This is a genomic window from Oribacterium sp. oral taxon 108 str. F0425 (genome assembly GCF_000214455.1).
Classification (GTDB): Bacteria; Bacillota; Clostridia; order Lachnospirales; family Lachnospiraceae; genus Oribacterium; species Oribacterium asaccharolyticum.
The window spans coordinates 81,859-100,000 of sequence record NZ_AFIH01000001.1; the positions used below are offsets into that span (position 1 = coordinate 81,859).

The following is an 18,142-nucleotide window of genomic DNA, read 5'->3' on the forward strand; positions in this document are numbered from 1 at the left end:
GACTATTCCTCACTCTTTCTTCTTTCTATAACCAAGTGCCTCTTCCAAAGCAAGCTTTTCTTCTGCACCGAGTTCGACAGTGGTACTTCCTTTTTCCACTTCTTTGATATAAAGAAATCCTCCTTCATTGGAATGCACGGAATTGAGCACAAACCCCGTGTTATCATAGTTTAAAATGGCAAGGGCAAAAGATAAGTTTCCTCCTAAGCCGCTATAAGCATTGTAGCGAATGATTCCGATTTTTTGAAAAGCTGCTCTGTTGTTATTATGAAGCACTTTCAGCATCTCTCTCTGGTCTTCCAGAAGATCCTCCGACTTCTCCACATGTCTTTGCAGCTCTACAAAATAATCCTCCAGTGTTTCTGCATCCTTTCCCCTCATAAAATAATCGTATTGGCGATACAGCTTTTTATACTTTGCCTCCGCTTTTATTGCAAAAAAAAGGGAAAGCAAAGAAAGAAGCAAACTAATCAGGAGAATAATCGAAAAAGAATGGCTCCCTATTTCTTTTATAATACTCATTTATTCTCTACCCTTTCCCTCCAGTAAATCATAGAGGCGTTCCAAGTCTTCTCTGGAATAATACTCTATTTCCACTTTACCCTTACTCTCATTTTTAGGAACAATCTTTACCTTGGTGCCAAGATTCTCCCCCATCCTGCTTTCCAAATCCTTATAAATACTTGTAAATTGTTTACTTAACGCTTTTCTTCCGTCTTTCTTTTTCTGCGTTTCCTGATTTTGACCGCGCTTTTCCACTTCCCGAACGGAGAGATTCTTCTCCACACATTCTTTTGCAAGCTCCAAACGCTTCTTTCCTTCCGGTATGGCAAGAAGGGCTCTTCCGTGTCCTTCCTTGAGTTTCCCCTCACGGATATAGTTTAGGATTTCTTCTTCCAGCTTCAAAAGACGAAGGCTGTTTGTAATGGTTGTTCTCTTCTTGGACAGTCTCTCCGCAAGCTCTTCCTGGCTTAAATCGTATTCTGTAATCAGGCTCTGATACGCCAGCGCCTCTTCTACAGCATTTAAGTCCTCTCTTTGAATATTTTCAATGATGGCAACTTCCTTACTGCGCTTTTCATCATAATCCCGAATAAGAACGGGAACTTCCGTAAGTCCCGCAAGCTTTGCAGCGCGAAATCGTCTTTCTCCGGCAATAATCTCATAAAGCGGTCCCTGCCTTTTTACAAGAAGAGGCTGAATTACTCCAAACTGCTTAATGCTTTCAGAAAGCTCCTTCAGCTCCTCATCGGAGAAGCGCTTTCTGGGCTGAGAAGGGTTCGCCTGGATGAGAGAAAGCTTTAGAAGCTTCGCCTCTTCTCCGGCCTCTTTTTTTTCTATTTTATTGGGATTTGCAGCGAAAAGGCTGTCTACGCCCCTTCCCAGTCCGTGCTTTGCCATAGAATCTCCTTTATTTTTCTTTATACTGTTTTGTACTTTCCTTATACTTCCTTTTCCAGAATTTCCCCTGCAAGCTTACGATATGCATCCGCTCCTGTGGAACTGCCATCATAGAGATTGATTGGCAAGCCATGGCTTGGTGCTTCGGCGAGTCGCACATTTCTAGGAATAATGGTGTCAAAGATTTTTACGTTGAAATGCTCCTTTACCGCACGAACCACATCCTGAGAAAGCAGATTTCGGCTATCGTACATGGTAAAAAGAATTCCTTCTATGCTTAAAGATTCATTGAGAGCTTCCTGCACCGTTTGAATCGTCTCCAGCATCTGACTTAATCCTTCCAAGGCATAATATTCACACTGAATCGGGATCAGAACCGAATCCGATGCAGTAAGTGCATTAATCGTCAAAGTTCCCAGGCTAGGAGGGCAGTCAATAAAAATATAGTCATAGTTCTTTGCCATTTTATCCAAAATATCTTTTAAAAGATAATTTTTGTTTTCCTCATTGGCAAGTTCCGCATCCATGGCGGCCAGATTTCGATTTCCCGGCAAAAAATCCACATTTTCCACAATTTCCGTATGTAAAATATCCTCTACGGGAAGTTCTCCGCTTAGCACTTCATAAATGCTTTTCTCCGCGTCTCTCACGCCCAATCCGCTTCCCGCATTGCCCTGCGGATCAAAATCGAGAAGCAGGACCTTCTGCTTGGCTTCTCCCAGGGAAGCCGCTAAATTTAATGCGGTAGTTGTTTTTCCAACTCCGCCTTTTTGATTTGCAATGGTAATAATTCTTGCCACTTTCGAACCTTCCCCTTCCAAAATGTTTCACGTGAAACATTTATACTATATCCGTAACAGGCATGCAAGTCTCGAAAAATATCCTTTCAACTTTCTTGAAAATTTAACCCAAAGGTTCCTTGCTTGGCACGCCGGCCTTCCTCGGATATTTTTTTGCCGTATTTTCTATTTTTTGAACAAGGAGCAGAGAACGACCGATATCCGTTTCCGGAAGAGTATATTCCAGAACTTCTTCCAGCTTTCCTCCCAGACGATGAATAGCCTTCTTTCCCTTCTCCAGCTCCTCCGAAATGTCCTTGGACTTCATGGCCAAAAAGTAGCCGCCTTTCTTTACAAAGGGAAGGTCGTACTCACTTAAGGTGGAGAGGTTTGCTACCGCACGGGAAAAGACCAGATCATACTGTTCCCGAAGTTCGGGTTTCTTCCCCAGATCCTCCGCTCTCCCGTGGTAGAAATCCACTCCTTTTAGTCCCAGTTCCCGCACAACTTCCTCCAAAAAGTAAATTCTCTTTTGCAGTGAATCACTTAAGGAAAGGGAAATGCTCGGAAAGGCTATTTTTATGGCAAGACCGGGAAATCCTGCGCCCGTCCCCACGTCCATGCAACGCCTTCCCTCGATCCATTTTGAAAATGTTTCACGTGAAACATTCAGCTTTACCATTGCGAGGGAATCGATAAAATGCTTCACAATCACATCTTCTTCCTCCGTAATGGCCGTAAGATTCATTACCTTATTTTTTCTACCAGCAAAGTATAGTAGCTGTAAAATTGCTGTAGCTGTTCTTCCTGTAAATCCACACCAAGCTGTTTCGATAAAGCAGAAAGGCGACGAGAAAACTCTTCCTTTGCCATAGAATACTCCCCAACTTCTTATCTTCTGTAATTCTTTCCCAATGTATCGTGATTATTTCATATCCATAGTTCTTATGTATTTTTATAGCTTCTTTTGAGTTCTTATGAATTCTTATGAGTTTATATAACTTCTTAAAACTCTTTTTTATACCTTTCCAGATAAACCAAAAGTACGGAAATATCCGCGGGACTCACGCCGCTGATACGAGATGCCATACCGATGTTTTCGGGGCGAATCTTATCCAGCTTCTGTCTTGCCTCAAGACGCAGGTTTTGCATATTCTGATAATCCATTTCCTTCGGAAGCTTCTTTTTCTCCAGCTTCTTAAAGGCCTCTACCTGCTGAATCTGTCTCTTGATGTAACCTTCATACTTAATTTCAATCTCCACTTCCTCGCAAATAAAGGGAGAGAGTGTCGGACGCTCCGGGTCGAGCTCCGCCAAATTCTCATAACTGCACTCCGGCCTTTTGCAAAGTTCCAGAAGAGAAACACCGGATTGAATGGGTGAAGAGTTGAGAGCCGTTAATACAGCATTGTTTTTTTCATTAGCCCCGACATAGGTATTTCCCATCCTTTCCACTTCTTTCTGAATGCTCTCTCTTTTTTCCCGGGTTTTTCGAATCTCTTCTTCGGAAATAAGTCCCAGACTGTAACCCTTTTCCCGAAGGCGAAGATCCGCATTGTCCTGCCTGAGCAGAAGACGATACTCCGCGCGACTCGTCATCATACGATACGGTTCTTTATTTTCCTTGGTGACCAGATCATCGATTAAAACGCCGATATAGGCTTCTGAGCGGTCCAGCACAAAGGCTTCTTCTCCTCTTAGTCGTTTCACGGCATTCACTCCGGCCATAAAGCCCTGTACGGCAGCTTCCTCATAGCCGGAGGATCCGTTCATTTGTCCTGCAAAGAAAAGGCCGGCGATTCGCTTTGTCTCCAGATTGTTCTTTAATTCCAGAGAATTTAAACAATCGTACTCTATGGCATAGGCATGGCGAACCATTTCCGCCTTTTGGAAACCGGGCATGGTATGAAGAAGGGCAATCTGCACATCCTCCGGAAGAGAAGAGGAAAGTCCGGAAAGGTACATTTCATTCGTATATCTTCCCTCCGGCTCCACAAAAATCTGGTGACGATCCTTTTCCGGAAACTTCATCACCTTGTCTTCTATGGACGGACAGTACCTCGGCCCTGTTCCCTCAATGCTTCCGTTATACATCGGTGCACGATGAATATTTTCCCGAATAAGACTATGTCCTTCCTCGTTCGTATACGTTAAGAAGCAGTCGTCCTGCTCAATCTGTACCGACGCGGGATCCGTTGAGAAAGAAAAGGGCACTACAGGAACATCCCCCTTTTGCACTTCCATCTGAGAAAAGTCGAGACTTCTTTTATCCACTCGGGCCGGCGTTCCGGTTTTAAAGCGAAGGAGAGGAAAGCCCAGCTCCCGAAGACTGTCGCTCAGCTTTTCCGCCCGTCTTAAACCGTTCGGGCCGGTTTTCTCCGAAACTTCACCGTAGATACATCTTGCATTTAAATAGACACCCGTGCAGATAATAACCGCTTTAGCCAAATACTTGGCTCCGGTACTGCTTTCTACCCCTCTTACTTCTTTCTTCTCCTTATCCGTCAAAATGGATACGATTTCTCCCTGCCGGATATGGACACGGTCCTGATTTTCCAAAACCTCTCGCATATTTTGTGAATAAAGCTGTTTATCCGCCTGTGCTCTTAGGGAATGCACTGCAGGGCCCTTCGATTTATTCAACATTCTGGACTGAATAAAGGAACGGTCGCAGACCTTTCCCATCTCCCCGCCGAGAGCATCCAATTCTCGCACAAGATGCCCCTTCGAGCTTCCACCGATATTCGGATTGCAGGCCATCATGGAAATGGCATCGGGGCTCAAAGTGAAAATCAGCGTTTCCATCCCCATTCTGGCGGAAGCGAGCGCCGCTTCCACTCCGGCATGTCCTGCACCCACCACAATCACATCATAGTATTCTTCAATTAAAGACATTCTTTTCCTTTCAAATATCTAAGCACAGATTTTTAGAGGAAGTTTACTGATTCTAAAAATCTTAATTCTTAACATGTATCGTGCGCAAAGCGTATGGTATCTCATTTTGCAAAAAACGCATTCGCAAGTTATTTTCCCATACAAAACTTTGCAAAAATCTCGTTCACGAGGTCCTCGGAAACTTCTTCTCCCAAAATTCTGCCCAGTGCGATATAGGCACCCATCAAATCAATACTTAAGAAGTCCTCGGAAAGGGATAAGCTAAGACCGTTTTTCACTTCAAGGAGTGCCCTCTTCGCTTCTTCCAGATCCACTCTCTGTCTTTCACTATGAACAAACAGCTCTGAAGAAAAGGAGAGCGAACCGGAGAAGAAGAGTTCCCGGATTTTTTCTCCAAGCTCCTTTATTCCCGTCCACTGTTTAGCGGAAATCTCGATGACGGGAAGGTCTGTTTTTTCTTCCAGCTCTTTTTTCGTTAAGACCGTTTCCCGGTCCGTCTTATTCAGTAAAACGATGGTCTTTTTCCCTTGTACAAGAGAAAGGATTTCCTCGTCCTCTTTTTCAAATTCCTTTAAAGCATCCACCACAAAAAGAATCAAGTCTGCGTGTTCTATGGATTTCTTCGCCTTTTCAACTCCGATTCCCTCCACGATATCTTCCGTATTTCGAATGCCTGCAGTATCCATAAGGTGCAGGGAAAGACCGTCCAGACGGATATTTTCTTCTACCATGTCTCTCGTTGTGCCCGGTATATCTGTTACAATCGCCTTTTCCGCACCGACAAGAGCGTTTAAGAGAGAGGATTTTCCGGCATTGGGCTTTCCGACAATTGCGGTATGAATGCCTTCCGTAAGCATTCTTCCTTCCTCACGAAAGCGGAGGAGTTTCTCTATTTCTTGCAATATATACTCCGTGTGCTGAGCACATTTTTCTGAAAAGCCGTCCAGGGAAATGTGTTCCGGGTCATCGAGTGCCGCTTCAATAAAGGCCGTATCCTCTAAGATAAGACTCCTGCATTCCTTGATTTTTTCTCCCAGAGCACCCTGTACCAGAGCTAAGGAACTTTGAATGCCCGCCTCGGTTTTCGACGCAATCAGGTCTGCCACTGCCTCCGCCTGCGATAAATCAATTCTTCCGTTTAAAAAGGCTCTCTTTGTAAATTCTCCCGGCTCTGCGGCTCTTGCCCCATGTTTCAGTGTTAAGGTAAAAATCTTTTGCATGAGAAGCACGCCCCCATGGCAATTGATTTCCACCACATCTTCCCCCGTATAGGACTTGGGTGCTAAAAATGTAGATACCAAAACCTCATCCACTGCTTCCTCTTCATCATAAACAAAGCCATAGCGAATGCGATGACTTTCTCGAATATCCAAAGGCTTTCCACTCTTGGTTCTCAATATTTTTTCTGCAATGGATAGGGCATCCTCTCCGCTTAAACGGATGATGCCGATTCCGCTTTCCACTAGCGCGGTAGCTAAGGCACTGATTGTATCCACAGATTCACCTCCTAAGCTTTTTATTTTACTCATATTCTTTCCGCTTTGCAATCTGCATAAAAAGAGAATCTAAAAACCCCTTTTTAAAAGAATAATTCTGCGATACACAGCTTATCCTTTCAAAAAGGGGTTTTTATTCTTAACAAGTGGCTAAGGCGAAGCCTGAGACCTCTTGTTCTGTTGAAAAATCCGGATTTCTTTATTTTTCGATTCTTTTAAACTACTAAAGCAAACGAGATAACACAAATTTTACTTTTCAGCTCGATTCTCTTTCGGATATTTATTTTTAAATCTTCTATCCTGACGGAATTTTCCGCCATTCTTAAAGAAAATCACAACATGACGGAAAGGATCATCTCCCTCGGATCTTGTAGATACCTGAGAATCATTTTGTAAAGAAGCATGAATGATTCTTCTCTCATATGGATTCATCGGTTCAAGGTTCACGGACTTTTTCGTCTTCTTTACCTTGTAAGCAATGTTCTTAGCAAGACTTCTAAGCGTCTGCTCTCTTCTCTTTCTGTAATCTTCGGTATCCAGTTTTACACGAAGATAGTCTTCTTTGTGTTCCTTATTTAAAACCAAAGAACAAAGATACTGCAAAGAATCCAGAGTCTGTCCTCTTTTACCGATAAGGATTCCCATATCCGGACCTACGATATTGATATACAGCTCATTATTTTCTTCGTGGAAATCCATTTCCAATTCCACCTGCATGTCCATCCCTGTTAAAATGGAATTCAAGAACTGCTTTGCCTTTTCCTTGTTTTCTGCAATTTCCTCCACCGTCAAAGCATGAAATTCCTTCTTTTCTACTGCTTCTTCCGTAGACTTTGTATCGGAGAAAGCTTTATTTTCTCTTCTTTCCCTCTTTTCCTCTCTCGGAGCAGGAATCGGATCATAACCGCCACGACTGAATCCCTTATAAGCTTCCGTCGTCTTCTTGGTAGCTTTCTTATCTTTGGGAAGAACTTCCTTCTTCTCTTCTTTTTTACCTTGGACGTTTTCTCGGTTTTCGGTTTTTTCTTCCGCCTTTTCTTCTTTTTTCGGCTCTACTTGCTTTTTTTCTGCAGAAGAAGCTGTCTCTTTCTTTTCTTCTAAAGCGATTTCCGCTTCTTCCTTTGCAAAGGCTTCAATAATCCACGGCTTTGCACCGATTCCCAGAATTCCCTTGCTTCCCTGCACAAGCACAGTATAGGAAATACGATCGGATGTGGTCTGTAACTGGATGGTCGCCTTGGTAATGGCTTCTTCCATAGTCTTTGCGGATACTCTGATTTTATCCATAGCTTGTCCCCCTAAGCTTTATGACTTTTTCTCATGTTTTTCATTGTACAGCTGTACCATATTCGCCTTGCTGGCCAAAGATCCTTCTTTCGCATTTTTATTGTAATATTCTGTAGAATCCTTCGTTTTCTGACTTTGTTTCGCAATACGATCCAAACGATTTTTTTCTTCGGAATCTTCTTTAGCCTGCATGGATTTTAAACGATTTTCTATTGCTTTTTCATCAATAGGAGGTAATCCTCTTTTAGCTCTCTTTTCATTAGCCTTTGCCATAGCTTCCTGTAAAAGCTGCTCATTTGTCTTCTTTCCGAAGTACCAGTTCAAAATGAGCTGCTGAAGTAACATAAACAAGGAAGAAGCAATCCAGTACAAGCCGATACCGGAAGCAAAAGAAAAGCAAAACCATACGGACATCAGAGGCATCATGACATTCATGCTCTTCATCATCTGTGCAGATTGGTCACCTTCTGCCGTCTGCGGCATGCTCTGCTTCTGCATAAGCACGGTGGAAGCCCACTGTGTAAGACCCGCTAAAATAGGAATTAACCAATAAATATTTGGCTTAAATCCATAAGCAGAGGGTGCTGTTGCCAAGTTTAATCCCAAAAAGCTGTTGATTTCCGCAGATTTTGCGGCAGCTGTTTCGATTACCGAACTTGCCTTGGGAAACACTTCCGGAAGCTTTGCCCACTGCGCAGGATTTAATTTATATAAAAAGTCAATTACAAAGTTATGTACTGCCGTGCTGTCATATTTTTGCGGGTCGTCCAAACCTAAGTTGTGTAAAGTCTTTAAAATCGACTTCAGCCCGTTATTTTCTCCGAATGTCACCAAGGCCTGTGCGGCATCCGCTCCACCGATAGCGGAGGACACGGACTCGTATACCACCTTCACAGCCGGTACATAAGCCGGGATATTCATAATGATACGATAAAGAGCAAAGATGATGGGCATTTGCAGAACCAAAGGAAGACAACCTGCTGTCATAGAGGTGCCGTATTTTTCATAAATAGCCCGCATTTCCGCCTGCTGTGCCATCATAGATGCCTGGTCAGACATATTCTTATATTTTTCCTGAACCGCCTTGATCTCCGGTTGCATAATTTGCATCATCCTAGAGGATTTTTGCTGCTTTAAGGAAGTTGGAAATAATAGAATTCTTGTTACTAAGGTAAATAAAATAATTGCTAAACCGATGTTTGGAATGCCCACTTGCTCTAAAAAGCTGTAAATGACATTCATCACCATACCGAGAAAACTAACGATAAAATTCCAGACCGGCCCAAAAACCGGAAAATTCCACGTATTTTTCGTTAACAAAATTAGATAATTCAAATTTTTCTCCCTCCATCTTTAGGGAACAGGATCATATCCGCCTTTAGCAAACGGATTACATCGAAGAACCCGCCATACCGCTAACCATAAACCTTTCACACAACCATGTTTTTGTATTGCCTCATAGGCGTATTGAGAGCAAGTAGGTGTGTATTTACAAGAACCGTGTCCCTTTAAAGGAGATAAAAATTTTTGATAGAAACGAATCATTCCCAAAAAAATTTTCTTCATAATTCTCTCCATTTCTAGGATAATCATAGTTTAAAACTGACTTTCTTCCTATTTATATAGTGTTTAAAAAATAAATAAACAAAAAGTCAAAATTTTAAAAACGGCTTTCCATACTAAAAGAGTAAAAGTTTTCTGCTTTTATTCTTCCCTGCCTATAATATGATGCCTGCTACATAATTCCAGATATGCTTTTTCAAAATCAAAGTAAGACTTGTCTTTCGCACTTTGTCTTACCACGAGGATGATGTCTTTACCCAACTCAATTTCTTTGTGTAATCGAAATATTTCACGAAGCTTTCTCGCAATACCATGTCTTACGACGGAATTTCCCACTTTTTTTGAACATGAGACTCCCAAACGACTGTAATCTAAAGAATTCTCGGCTACATACATGACAAAGCATGCATTTGCAAAGGATCTTCCTCTTTTATATCCCCGTTGAAAATCTGCATTGGATTTTATAGATGGAAATCGCTTCATAAAATAACTCCATGGTTGAAGAAAGACCGCTTATAAAGCGGCCTTAAAATCTTTATTCTACAATACTTTATGCAGATAATTTTGCTCTACCCTTAGCTCTTCTGGCAGACAAAACCTTTCTACCATTTGCCGTGGACATTCTTTTTCTAAATCCATGCACCTTGGCTCTTTGTCTGGTCTTCGGCTGGAAAGTCATTTTTCCCTTATGCATACGGACACCCCCTTTTTTTAGTGTATGGCTCAGGCCACCGATCGTTTCTCCGGGAATTATTCGTCCTTACGAAGGTCCCGAATAAACTCCTAATTTTGGGTAAACATCGCAAGTTATTATAATGAAAGCCACTGAACCCGTCAATAGAAAGTTTCATCAAAAAAGAGAGATAAAATGAATTTCAGTTTTATCCACATTTTTATCCACTTATCCACAATTATGTTAATTATCCACATTCTAATAAAATATCGTGGATAAACTATTCTTTAAGACTATTTATTTTAAAAAATTCCAGAAAAAATGCATGTTTATTTGTGGATAAAAATTTTTCAACAATTAAACATTTTGATTTCATCCACAAAGACTGTGTAATTCTTACAACTTGATAAAGAACACCCCATGCTGTAAAATATATAGGCTTTATCTTCTATCTGTTTACGAATTGCTTAAAGGGTGGAGTATGACAAAAGAATTAGAAATCATAAAAAATAAATGGAATGAAATATTGAATATGGTCAGGGAAATTGAGACGATTGCCGACGTTGCCTACGACCTTTGGATTGCCCCCTTAAAGCCTTACGATATCCTCGAGGACAGGCTTATTGTTTTAGTAGATAAAAAGCAATTTTTAGACATTATCAATAAAAGATTCAAGCAGACTCTTCGTATAGCTATCCTCGATGTTACGGAAATCAATAAAGAAATTCTTTTTATTGACGAAAGCGGCTTGGATTCCTTGTATAAAGAAGACAAAAAAGAAGAACTGAGTTTTTCGGATGCCTTAAAAAACGCAAACTTAAATTCCCGCTATACCTTTGATTCATTTGTGGTAGGTTCTTCCAATGATCTGGCCCATGCTGCCTGCGTGGCAGTTGCGGAGCTTCCGGGTGAACAATACAATCCTCTCTATATTTATGGAGGTGCAGGACTTGGAAAAACACACCTTATGCAGTCCGTTGCCCATTTCATTTTGCAACAAAATCGAAATGCCAAGATTCGCTATGTTACCTCGGAGACCTTTATCAATGAATTTGTAGACAGTATTCGAAATAAAAATAATATATCTCCCGCCGAATTTCGGAAGAAATACAGGGAACTGGACGTTCTTCTCATCGATGATATCCAGTTTTTAATTGGTAAAGAAGGAACACAGGAAGAATTTTTCCATACTTTCAATGCACTTTATGATAATCGAAAGCAGATCATCATTGCTTCCGACAAACCTCCTAAAGACATTGATAATTTAGAGGAGAGACTTCGTTCCCGATTTGAAGTCGGACTTATCGTAGACATCCAAATGCCGGATGTGGAGACTCGAATGGCCATTCTCCGAAAGAAGGAAGAATTGGAAGGCTATAACATTGACAATGAAGTCATCAAGTATATTGCGGATAATATCAAGTCCAATGTAAGAGAACTGGAAGGAGCACTTACTAAGGTAGTCGCCAAGTCACGTTTGGTAAAACAGCCTATTACACTAACTCTGGCGGAAGATCTCTTAAAGGATCATATTACACCAAGTGAAAGACGGGAAATTACAGCCGATGTCATTATAGAAATCGTAGCGGAACACTATAACCTGAATCGCTTAGAATTAGCTTCTCCCACAAAGAAGAAAAATATTGCTTATCCCAGACAAATAGCCATGTATCTCTGCAGAGAAATGACGGATGTTCCATTGGTTACCGTTGGTGAATTACTGGGAGGAAGAGATCATTCTACCGTTATTCACGGCTGTGACAGAATATCCACAGATTTACGCACAAACGAACAATTGCAATCCACAATAGAGAATTTACGAAAAAAAATTGCTCGATAAATCCCCATAGTATCCCGGGACTATCAACAAAGATTTTTATGCCAAATGCCTTTTAAAATCAAAGGAAAACGGCAATTTCACATTTACACAAAGCCTACTAATAATACTAGGTAAAAAGAAAAAGAAAGAAAGGAAACGCATGAAATTATTTTTTCAAAAAAATGATCTTGTTTCAGCTATACAAATCGTTGGACGTGCGGTAGCGTCTAAAACAACCATGAGTATTATGGAATGCATTTTAATTGATGCGACAGAAGGACAAATCAGTCTTACAGGAAATAAATCCGAATTCGGTATAGAGACCATCTGTCCCGGTGTTATCGAAGAAGCAGGAAAGATTGCCTTGGAAGCAAAGCTTTTTACGGAGATTGTAAAACGCCTTCCGCAGACAGAAGGAAATAATCTTTGTATTGAAACGGAAGAAAACGGAAATTGTATCATCCGTTGTGAAAAGTCGGTTTTTAAAATTATGGGAAGAAATGCGGAGGAATTTCCTTCCTTACCTTCTGTTGAAAAACAGGAAGCGATTACGGTCTCCCAATTCAGTTTAAGAAATATGATTAACCAGACGATTTTCTCTACCGCTAATGGAGAGAATAATAAGAAGATGGCCGGAGAATATTTTGAAATAAAAGACAATCTTTTCTCCATTACTTCTTTGGACGGACATCGTATATCCATTCGAAAAACCTTTTTGAAGGATTCCTATAGCGAACAAAGTGCCATTGTTCCGAAAGAAGTTTTATCCGACTTATCCAAGATTATGACCGGCGGTCTGGAAGATATGGTGGAAATGTATTTTTCCGGACAGTATCTGCTTTTCCATTATGAAAATACAACAGTAGTGACACAGCTTGTGGACGGTGAATATTTCCATGTAAAACAAATGCTTTCCACAGATTATGAAACGAAAATTATGGTTAACAGGAAACAGCTTTTGGAAGATATAGATAGAGCAAGAATCATGGCAAGAGATAATGATAAGCAGCCTCTTATCTTAAAGATTGCCGATGACAGCTTATCTTTAAAGATTATTTCCGACTTGGGAAGAATGGATGCCGAGATTCCGGTTAAGCAAGAAGGAAAGGATCTTCTTATCGGTTTTAATCCGAACTTCCTGATGGATGCTTTACAGAATATAGAAGAGGAAGAGGTTTCCCTCTATTTTACCATTCCCCGTTCTCCGGTATTTATCAGGGATAAGGAAGAAAATTATATCTATATGATTTTACCGGTTAACTTTAATGCGGATCAAGTAGAATGATAATTGAGTCCATAGAGTTACAAAATTACAGAAATTATGAAAGTCTGAAATTGTCTTTGGGAAATAAAAATAATATTTTTTATGGAGACAATGCGCAGGGAAAAACCAATTTACTGGAGGCAATTTTTTTGCGGCCAGTTCCAAGTCTTTTCGTTTTTGTAAGGATAGAGATGTGATTCGTTTTTCGGAGGAAGAAGCCCATATTAAGATGATTCTTCAAAAAAAGGAATAAAGAATCGTATTGATATTCATGTAAAAAAGAATAAGACAAAGGGAATTGCCATTAACGGTTTTCCGGTAAGAAAAGCTTCCGACCTTTTTGGTTTAGCCAATGTGGTTATTTTTTCTCCGGAGGATTTAAGTCTGATTAAGGATGGTCCGAGGGAAAGAAGAAGATTTATTGATTTGGAACTTTGTCAATTAAATAAAATTTATTTATACAACTTAACGAGGTATAATAGAGTTTTATTACAGAGAAATAAGCTGTTAAAAGATATTTCTTTTAAACCGCAGCTCGAAGACAGTCTTTCCGTTTGGGATGAAGAGCTTGTAAAATATGGTCAGGCCCTTATCCGTTTACGAAGAGAATTTATAGAAAGTTTGCAGGAAAAGCTGATACGAATTCATAAAAATATCAGCGGAGGAAGGGAAGAACTGATTCTTAGTTATGAAGAAAATGTAAAAGAAGAAGCGTTTTTGGAATCTGTTTTAAGAGCAAGGGAAACGGAAAAAAACAAAAAATCAGTTTGGTAGGACCGCATAGAGATGATCTTCTTTTTCAAATCAACGGAGAGGACATTCGAAAATTCGGCTCACAAGGGCAGAAAAGAACAGCTGCTCTTTCCCTGAAGCTTGCAGAGATTGAACTCGTAAAGGAAAAGATAGAGGATTATCCCATTTTACTTCTGGATGATGTCTTTTCGGAACTCGATAAAAAAAGGCAGAATTTTTTACTGGATGAAATTTCCGACGTACAAAGCATCATCACTTGTACCGGATTAGAAGATTTAATAGAAAATCGTTTTCCCATAGATAAGCTTTACTATGTGGAAGGTGGAAAGATTGAATGTCCATAGAGGAGGGTTCATGGCAATAGAGAGAGAAGATCAGGATCTGAATGAACAGTTTCACGCATCGAAGGAATACGGTGCGGATCAGATTCAGATACTGGAGGGTTTGGAAGCGGTAAGAAAACGTCCCGGAATGTATATCGGTAGTACTTCTGTTCGCGGCCTGCATCACCTTGTTTATGAGATAGTGGATAATTCCGTAGATGAGGCTCTGGCCGGTTTTTGCGACAATATTACCGTAACCATTCATAAGGACAATTCCATTACCGTAGAGGATGACGGTAGAGGAATTCCGGTAGATATCCAGAAGAAAGCCGGAAAGTCGGCACTTGAAGTTGTATTTACTGTACTCCATGCCGGCGGAAAGTTCGGCGGATCCGGCTATAAGGTTTCCGGCGGACTGCACGGTGTGGGAGCCAGTGTTGTGAATGCATTGTCCAGTTTTCTGGATGTTACGGTTTGTAAAGACGGAAAAATCTATACGATGTCCTTCTCCAAAGGAAAGGTAATAAAAGAAATTGAGTGTATCGGAACTTGTACGGAAGAAGAGCATGGAACCAAGGTCCATTTTCTACCGGATGCCGAAATCTTTGAAGAGAGCATTTATGATTTTGATACCTTAAAGGTGCGTTTAAGAGAAACAGCCTTCCTCACCAAAAATCTCCGTATCAAGCTTATAGATGAAAGAGAAGAAGAGATAAGAGAAATGACCTTCCACTATGAGGGAGGAATCAAGGAGTTTGTTACTTACTTAAACAAGGGAAAAGAAGCGCTTTACCCGGATGTTATTTATTGTGAAGGGGAAAAGGAGCAGATTCTTGTCGAAGTAGCGATGCAGCATAATGATTCCTATACGGAAAATATTTATACCTTCGTAAACAACATCAATACTCCGGAAGGTGGAACCCATCTCACCGGTTTTAAAAATGCCTTAACCAAGACCTTTAATGATTATGCAAGACAGAATAAGCTTTTAAAGGACAGTGAGCCGAATCTTTCCGGAGAGGATATTCGTGAGGGCTTAACCTGTATCATTTCCGTAAAAATTGAAGATCCGCAGTTCGAAGGACAAACGAAGCAGAAACTGGGCACTTCCGAAGCGCAGGTTGCCGTACAGGGTATTGTTTCGGAGCAGTTGACTTACTTCCTGGAGCAAAACCCGGCTGTGGCCAGAGTCATGTGTGAAAAATCCATTATGGCGCAAAGAGCGAGAGCCGCGGCAAGAAAGGCAAGAGATTTAACAAGACGAAAGTCGGCACTGGACGGTGTGGGACTTCCCGGAAAGCTTGCCGATTGCAGCAGTAAGGATGCTGAGCGCTGTGAAATCTTTATCGTTGAGGGAGACTCCGCACTGGGACCTGCAAAGGAAGGAAGAAATCCGGAAACACAGGCGGTACTTCCCCTTCGTGGAAAAGTCCTGAATGTGCAGAAAGCAAGACTCGATCGGATTTATGCCAATGAAGAGATCAAGGGTATGATTACCGCCTTCGGAACGGGAATCAATGAAGACTTTGATTTATCGAAGCTTCGTTATCATAAGATTATCATTATGACCGATGCCGATGTGGACGGAGCACATATTTCCACCTTAATGCTAACCTTTATTTATAATTTTATGCCGGATCTTATTAAAGAGGGCCATGTCTACTTGGCACAGCCGCCTCTCTTTAATATCACCAAGAATAAAAAGCATTACTATGCTTATTCTGATGAGGAGTATCAGAATATATTGAAGGAAATCGGTGCGGAAGGTGCCGATGTATCCCGATTCAAAGGTTTGGGAGAAATGGATACGGAAGAGCTTGCGGAGACCACCATGGATCCGGAAACCAGAACCCTTCTTCGTGTTAACATGGAAGAAGACGACAAGGCGGAGCTCGATATTACCTTTACTACTTTGATGGGAGATCAGGTAGAACCCAGAAGAGAGTTCATTGAGAAAAACGCCCGCTATGTAAAGAATCTGGATGTATAGGAGGTAGATTTTGGAGCCGAATATTTTCGATAAGGTGCAGGAAGTTGATCTGAAAAAGACGATGGAAAATTCCTACATCGATTATGCCATGAGCGTTATCGTATCCAGAGCGATTCCGGATGTGAGAGACGGTCTGAAACCGGTACAAAGAAGAGTGCTCTATGCTCTGCAAAGCCTTGGAGTAACGCCGGATAAGAAAACCAAGAAATGTGCAACCATCGTAGGAGAGACCATGGGTAAATATCACCCGCACGGAGACTCTTCTATTTATGGATCCTTAGTATATATGGGACAGCCCTGGTCCATGCGCTATGTTTTAATCGATAAGCAGGGAAATTTCGGTTCGGAAGATGGAGACAGTCCCGCCGCAATGCGTTATACCGAGGCAAAGATGTCCAAGATGGCAGCGGAAATGTTGTCGGGCATTAATAAGAATACGGTTGACTTTATGCCGAACTTCTCCAACGAATATGATGAGCCGACCGTGCTTCCTGCGCGTTTTCCGAATCTTCTCGTAAACGGAGCAACCGGAATTGCAGTAGGCATGTCCACCAATATTCCACCTCATAATCTAAGAGAAGTGATTGCCGGTGTAGATAAAATCATTGAGAATCGCATTGCGGGAAGAAAGACGGAAATTGATGAGCTTCTCCCCATTGTTAAGGGACCGGATTTTCCGACAGGAGCCACGATTCTCGGAAAAAGAGATGTGGAAGAGGCATACCGTACCGGAAGAGGAAAGGTGAAGATGCGCGCCGTTTGCGAAATTGAGACCATGCCAAACGGAAAGCACAGAATCATTGTAAAAGAGCTTCCTTACCTTGTTTACCGCTCCCGTGTCATTGAAAAAATCGCAGACCTTGTTAAAGATAAGAAAATCGACGGCATTACCTATATCCATGATGCCGCGGGAAAGAATTCCAATGCCAAGATCAACATTGAGCTTCGAAAGGATGCAAATCCGCAGGTCATCTTAAACCAGCTCTATAAGCATACGCAGCTGCAGGATACTTTCGGTGTCATCATGCTCTGTATTGTGAACGGAGAACCGAAGATTCTCAATTTACTGCAGATATTGGAGGAGTTCCTAGGACACCAGGTCAATGTTGTACGAAGAAGAACAGAGTACGACCTCCAAAAGTGCGAAGATAGAGCGCATATTTTAGAGGGACTGTTAAAGGCGCTTGATCATATCGATGAAATTGTTGCCATGATTCGTGCCGCAAAAAATGTGGATGAAGCGAAGCAGAATTTAATCAGTCGTTTCAGCTTCTCCGATGTACAGGCGCAGGCGATTGTGGATATGCGTCTCCGTGCTCTTACCGGTTTGGAAAGAGAAAGACTGGAGAATGAGTACAACGATCTTCTGGCAAAGATTGCTTACTATAAAGAGATTTTAGGAAATGAAAACAAGCTGCTTTCCGTAATTCAGGAAGAGCTGGATGCCATTGCAGAGAAGTATGGTGATGATCGAAAGACACAGTTTAGTTTTGATAAAGATTTCCAGGCGGAAGACTTTATCTCGGACGATGATGTGGTGATTACATCTACCAGTCTCGGATATATTAAGAGGATGTCACCGGAGCATTTCCACCAGCAAAACAGAGGTGGAAAAGGTATAAAGGGGATGCAGACAATAGAGAATGACTATATCGAAGACCTCTTTATGACGACGAACCACCACTATGTCATGTTCTTTACAAACCAAGGAAGAATCTTCCGTATTAAGGGATATGAGATTCCGGAGGCAAGCAGAACGGCAAGAGGAACGGCACTGGTAAACCTCCTCTCCTTACAGGAAAATGAAAAAGTTACGGCGACGCTTTGCTTAAGAGATACCAACGAGGAAAAATACCTCATTCTCACAACGAAGAAGGGAATTATTAAGAAAACGGAACT

General features: G+C 41.4%; 14 protein-coding genes and 2 pseudogenes (1 of these 16 cut by a window edge). 5 read left to right on the plus strand and 11 right to left on the minus strand.

What is annotated here, in order from left to right; genetic code table 11:
* Window positions 1-9: 9 nt before the first annotated feature.
* The 11 genes and pseudogenes from HMPREF9124_RS00395 to rpmH all read right to left on the minus strand — a co-directional run bounded on the left by HMPREF9124_RS00395 (window position 10) and on the right by rpmH (window position 10,115).
* Entirely contained in the window at window positions 10-522 is a 513-nt protein-coding gene (locus tag HMPREF9124_RS00395) for a DUF4446 family protein (RefSeq protein ID WP_009428343.1), read from the minus strand.
* On the minus strand, window positions 523-1,401 hold the full coding sequence (locus HMPREF9124_RS00400) for a ParB/RepB/Spo0J family partition protein (RefSeq protein ID WP_009427714.1): 879 nt from the start codon (window positions 1,399-1,401) through the stop codon (window positions 523-525). It lies immediately after the preceding gene.
* 41 nt (window positions 1,402-1,442) lie between these two features.
* Window positions 1,443-2,201: a ParA family protein gene (locus tag HMPREF9124_RS00405; protein ID WP_009429723.1), complete on the minus strand. Its 759-nt coding sequence runs from the start codon at window positions 2,199-2,201 to the stop codon at window positions 1,443-1,445.
* A 103-nt stretch (window positions 2,202-2,304) separates the two neighbouring features.
* Window positions 2,305-3,053, minus strand: a pseudogene (rsmG, locus tag HMPREF9124_RS00410) (16S rRNA (guanine(527)-N(7))-methyltransferase RsmG).
* Between the two features lie 132 nt (window positions 3,054-3,185).
* Window positions 3,186-5,075 carry a tRNA uridine-5-carboxymethylaminomethyl(34) synthesis enzyme MnmG gene (mnmG, locus tag HMPREF9124_RS00415; protein WP_009429350.1) on the minus strand — a complete coding sequence of 630 codons (1,890 nt, stop codon included), beginning with the start codon at window positions 5,073-5,075 and terminating at the stop codon, window positions 3,186-3,188.
* 128 nt (window positions 5,076-5,203) lie between these two features.
* Window positions 5,204-6,571, minus strand: coding sequence for a tRNA uridine-5-carboxymethylaminomethyl(34) synthesis GTPase MnmE (gene mnmE, locus HMPREF9124_RS00420; RefSeq protein ID WP_009428593.1), 1,368 nt, complete (start codon window positions 6,569-6,571; stop codon window positions 5,204-5,206).
* Window positions 6,572-6,820: 249 nt separating this feature from the next.
* Window positions 6,821-7,858, minus strand: a complete 1,038-nt coding sequence (gene jag, locus HMPREF9124_RS00425; protein ID WP_009428992.1) for an RNA-binding cell elongation regulator Jag/EloR — start codon at window positions 7,856-7,858, stop codon at window positions 6,821-6,823.
* Window positions 7,859-7,876: 18 nt separating this feature from the next.
* Complete coding sequence (locus tag HMPREF9124_RS00430; protein ID WP_009429488.1) at window positions 7,877-9,193, minus strand: YidC/Oxa1 family membrane protein insertase; 1,317 nt, start codon at window positions 9,191-9,193, stop codon at window positions 7,877-7,879.
* A gap of 18 nt (window positions 9,194-9,211) precedes the next feature.
* Window positions 9,212-9,424, minus strand: coding sequence for a membrane protein insertion efficiency factor YidD (yidD, locus tag HMPREF9124_RS00435; RefSeq protein ID WP_081465295.1), 213 nt, complete (start codon window positions 9,422-9,424; stop codon window positions 9,212-9,214).
* Window positions 9,425-9,562: 138 nt separating this feature from the next.
* Window positions 9,563-9,904, minus strand: coding sequence for a ribonuclease P protein component (gene rnpA / locus HMPREF9124_RS00440; protein ID WP_009427902.1), 342 nt, complete (start codon window positions 9,902-9,904; stop codon window positions 9,563-9,565).
* Between the two features lie 67 nt (window positions 9,905-9,971).
* Window positions 9,972-10,115, minus strand: coding sequence for a 50S ribosomal protein L34 (gene rpmH, locus HMPREF9124_RS00445; RefSeq protein WP_009427798.1), 144 nt, complete (start codon window positions 10,113-10,115; stop codon window positions 9,972-9,974).
* Window positions 10,116-10,575: 460 nt separating this feature from the next.
* Between rpmH and dnaA the strand changes: the two genes are divergently transcribed.
* The 5 genes and pseudogenes from dnaA to gyrA form a co-directional block, all read left to right on the plus strand.
* Window positions 10,576-11,934: a chromosomal replication initiator protein DnaA gene (gene dnaA / locus HMPREF9124_RS00450; RefSeq protein WP_009428486.1), complete on the plus strand. Its 1,359-nt coding sequence runs from the start codon at window positions 10,576-10,578 to the stop codon at window positions 11,932-11,934.
* Window positions 11,935-12,073: 139 nt separating this feature from the next.
* On the plus strand, window positions 12,074-13,198 hold the full coding sequence (dnaN, locus tag HMPREF9124_RS00455) for a DNA polymerase III subunit beta (protein WP_009429988.1): 1,125 nt from the start codon (window positions 12,074-12,076) through the stop codon (window positions 13,196-13,198).
* Window positions 13,195-14,274: pseudogene (gene recF / locus HMPREF9124_RS12775) on the plus strand (DNA replication/repair protein RecF). The gene dnaN and the pseudogene recF overlap by 4 nt, the downstream one beginning before the upstream one ends.
* Window positions 14,275-14,284: 10 nt before the next feature.
* Window positions 14,285-16,243 carry a DNA topoisomerase (ATP-hydrolyzing) subunit B gene (gene gyrB / locus HMPREF9124_RS00465; RefSeq protein ID WP_009428133.1) on the plus strand — a complete coding sequence of 653 codons (1,959 nt, stop codon included), beginning with the start codon at window positions 14,285-14,287 and terminating at the stop codon, window positions 16,241-16,243.
* Between the two features lie 10 nt (window positions 16,244-16,253).
* Window positions 16,254-18,142, plus strand: partial view of a DNA gyrase subunit A gene (gyrA, locus tag HMPREF9124_RS00470; RefSeq protein ID WP_009429716.1) — the 5' portion only. It continues 658 nt past the right edge of the window; 1,889 of the gene's 2,547 nt are visible here — the first part of the coding sequence; its start codon is at window positions 16,254-16,256; its stop codon lies off the right edge, out of view.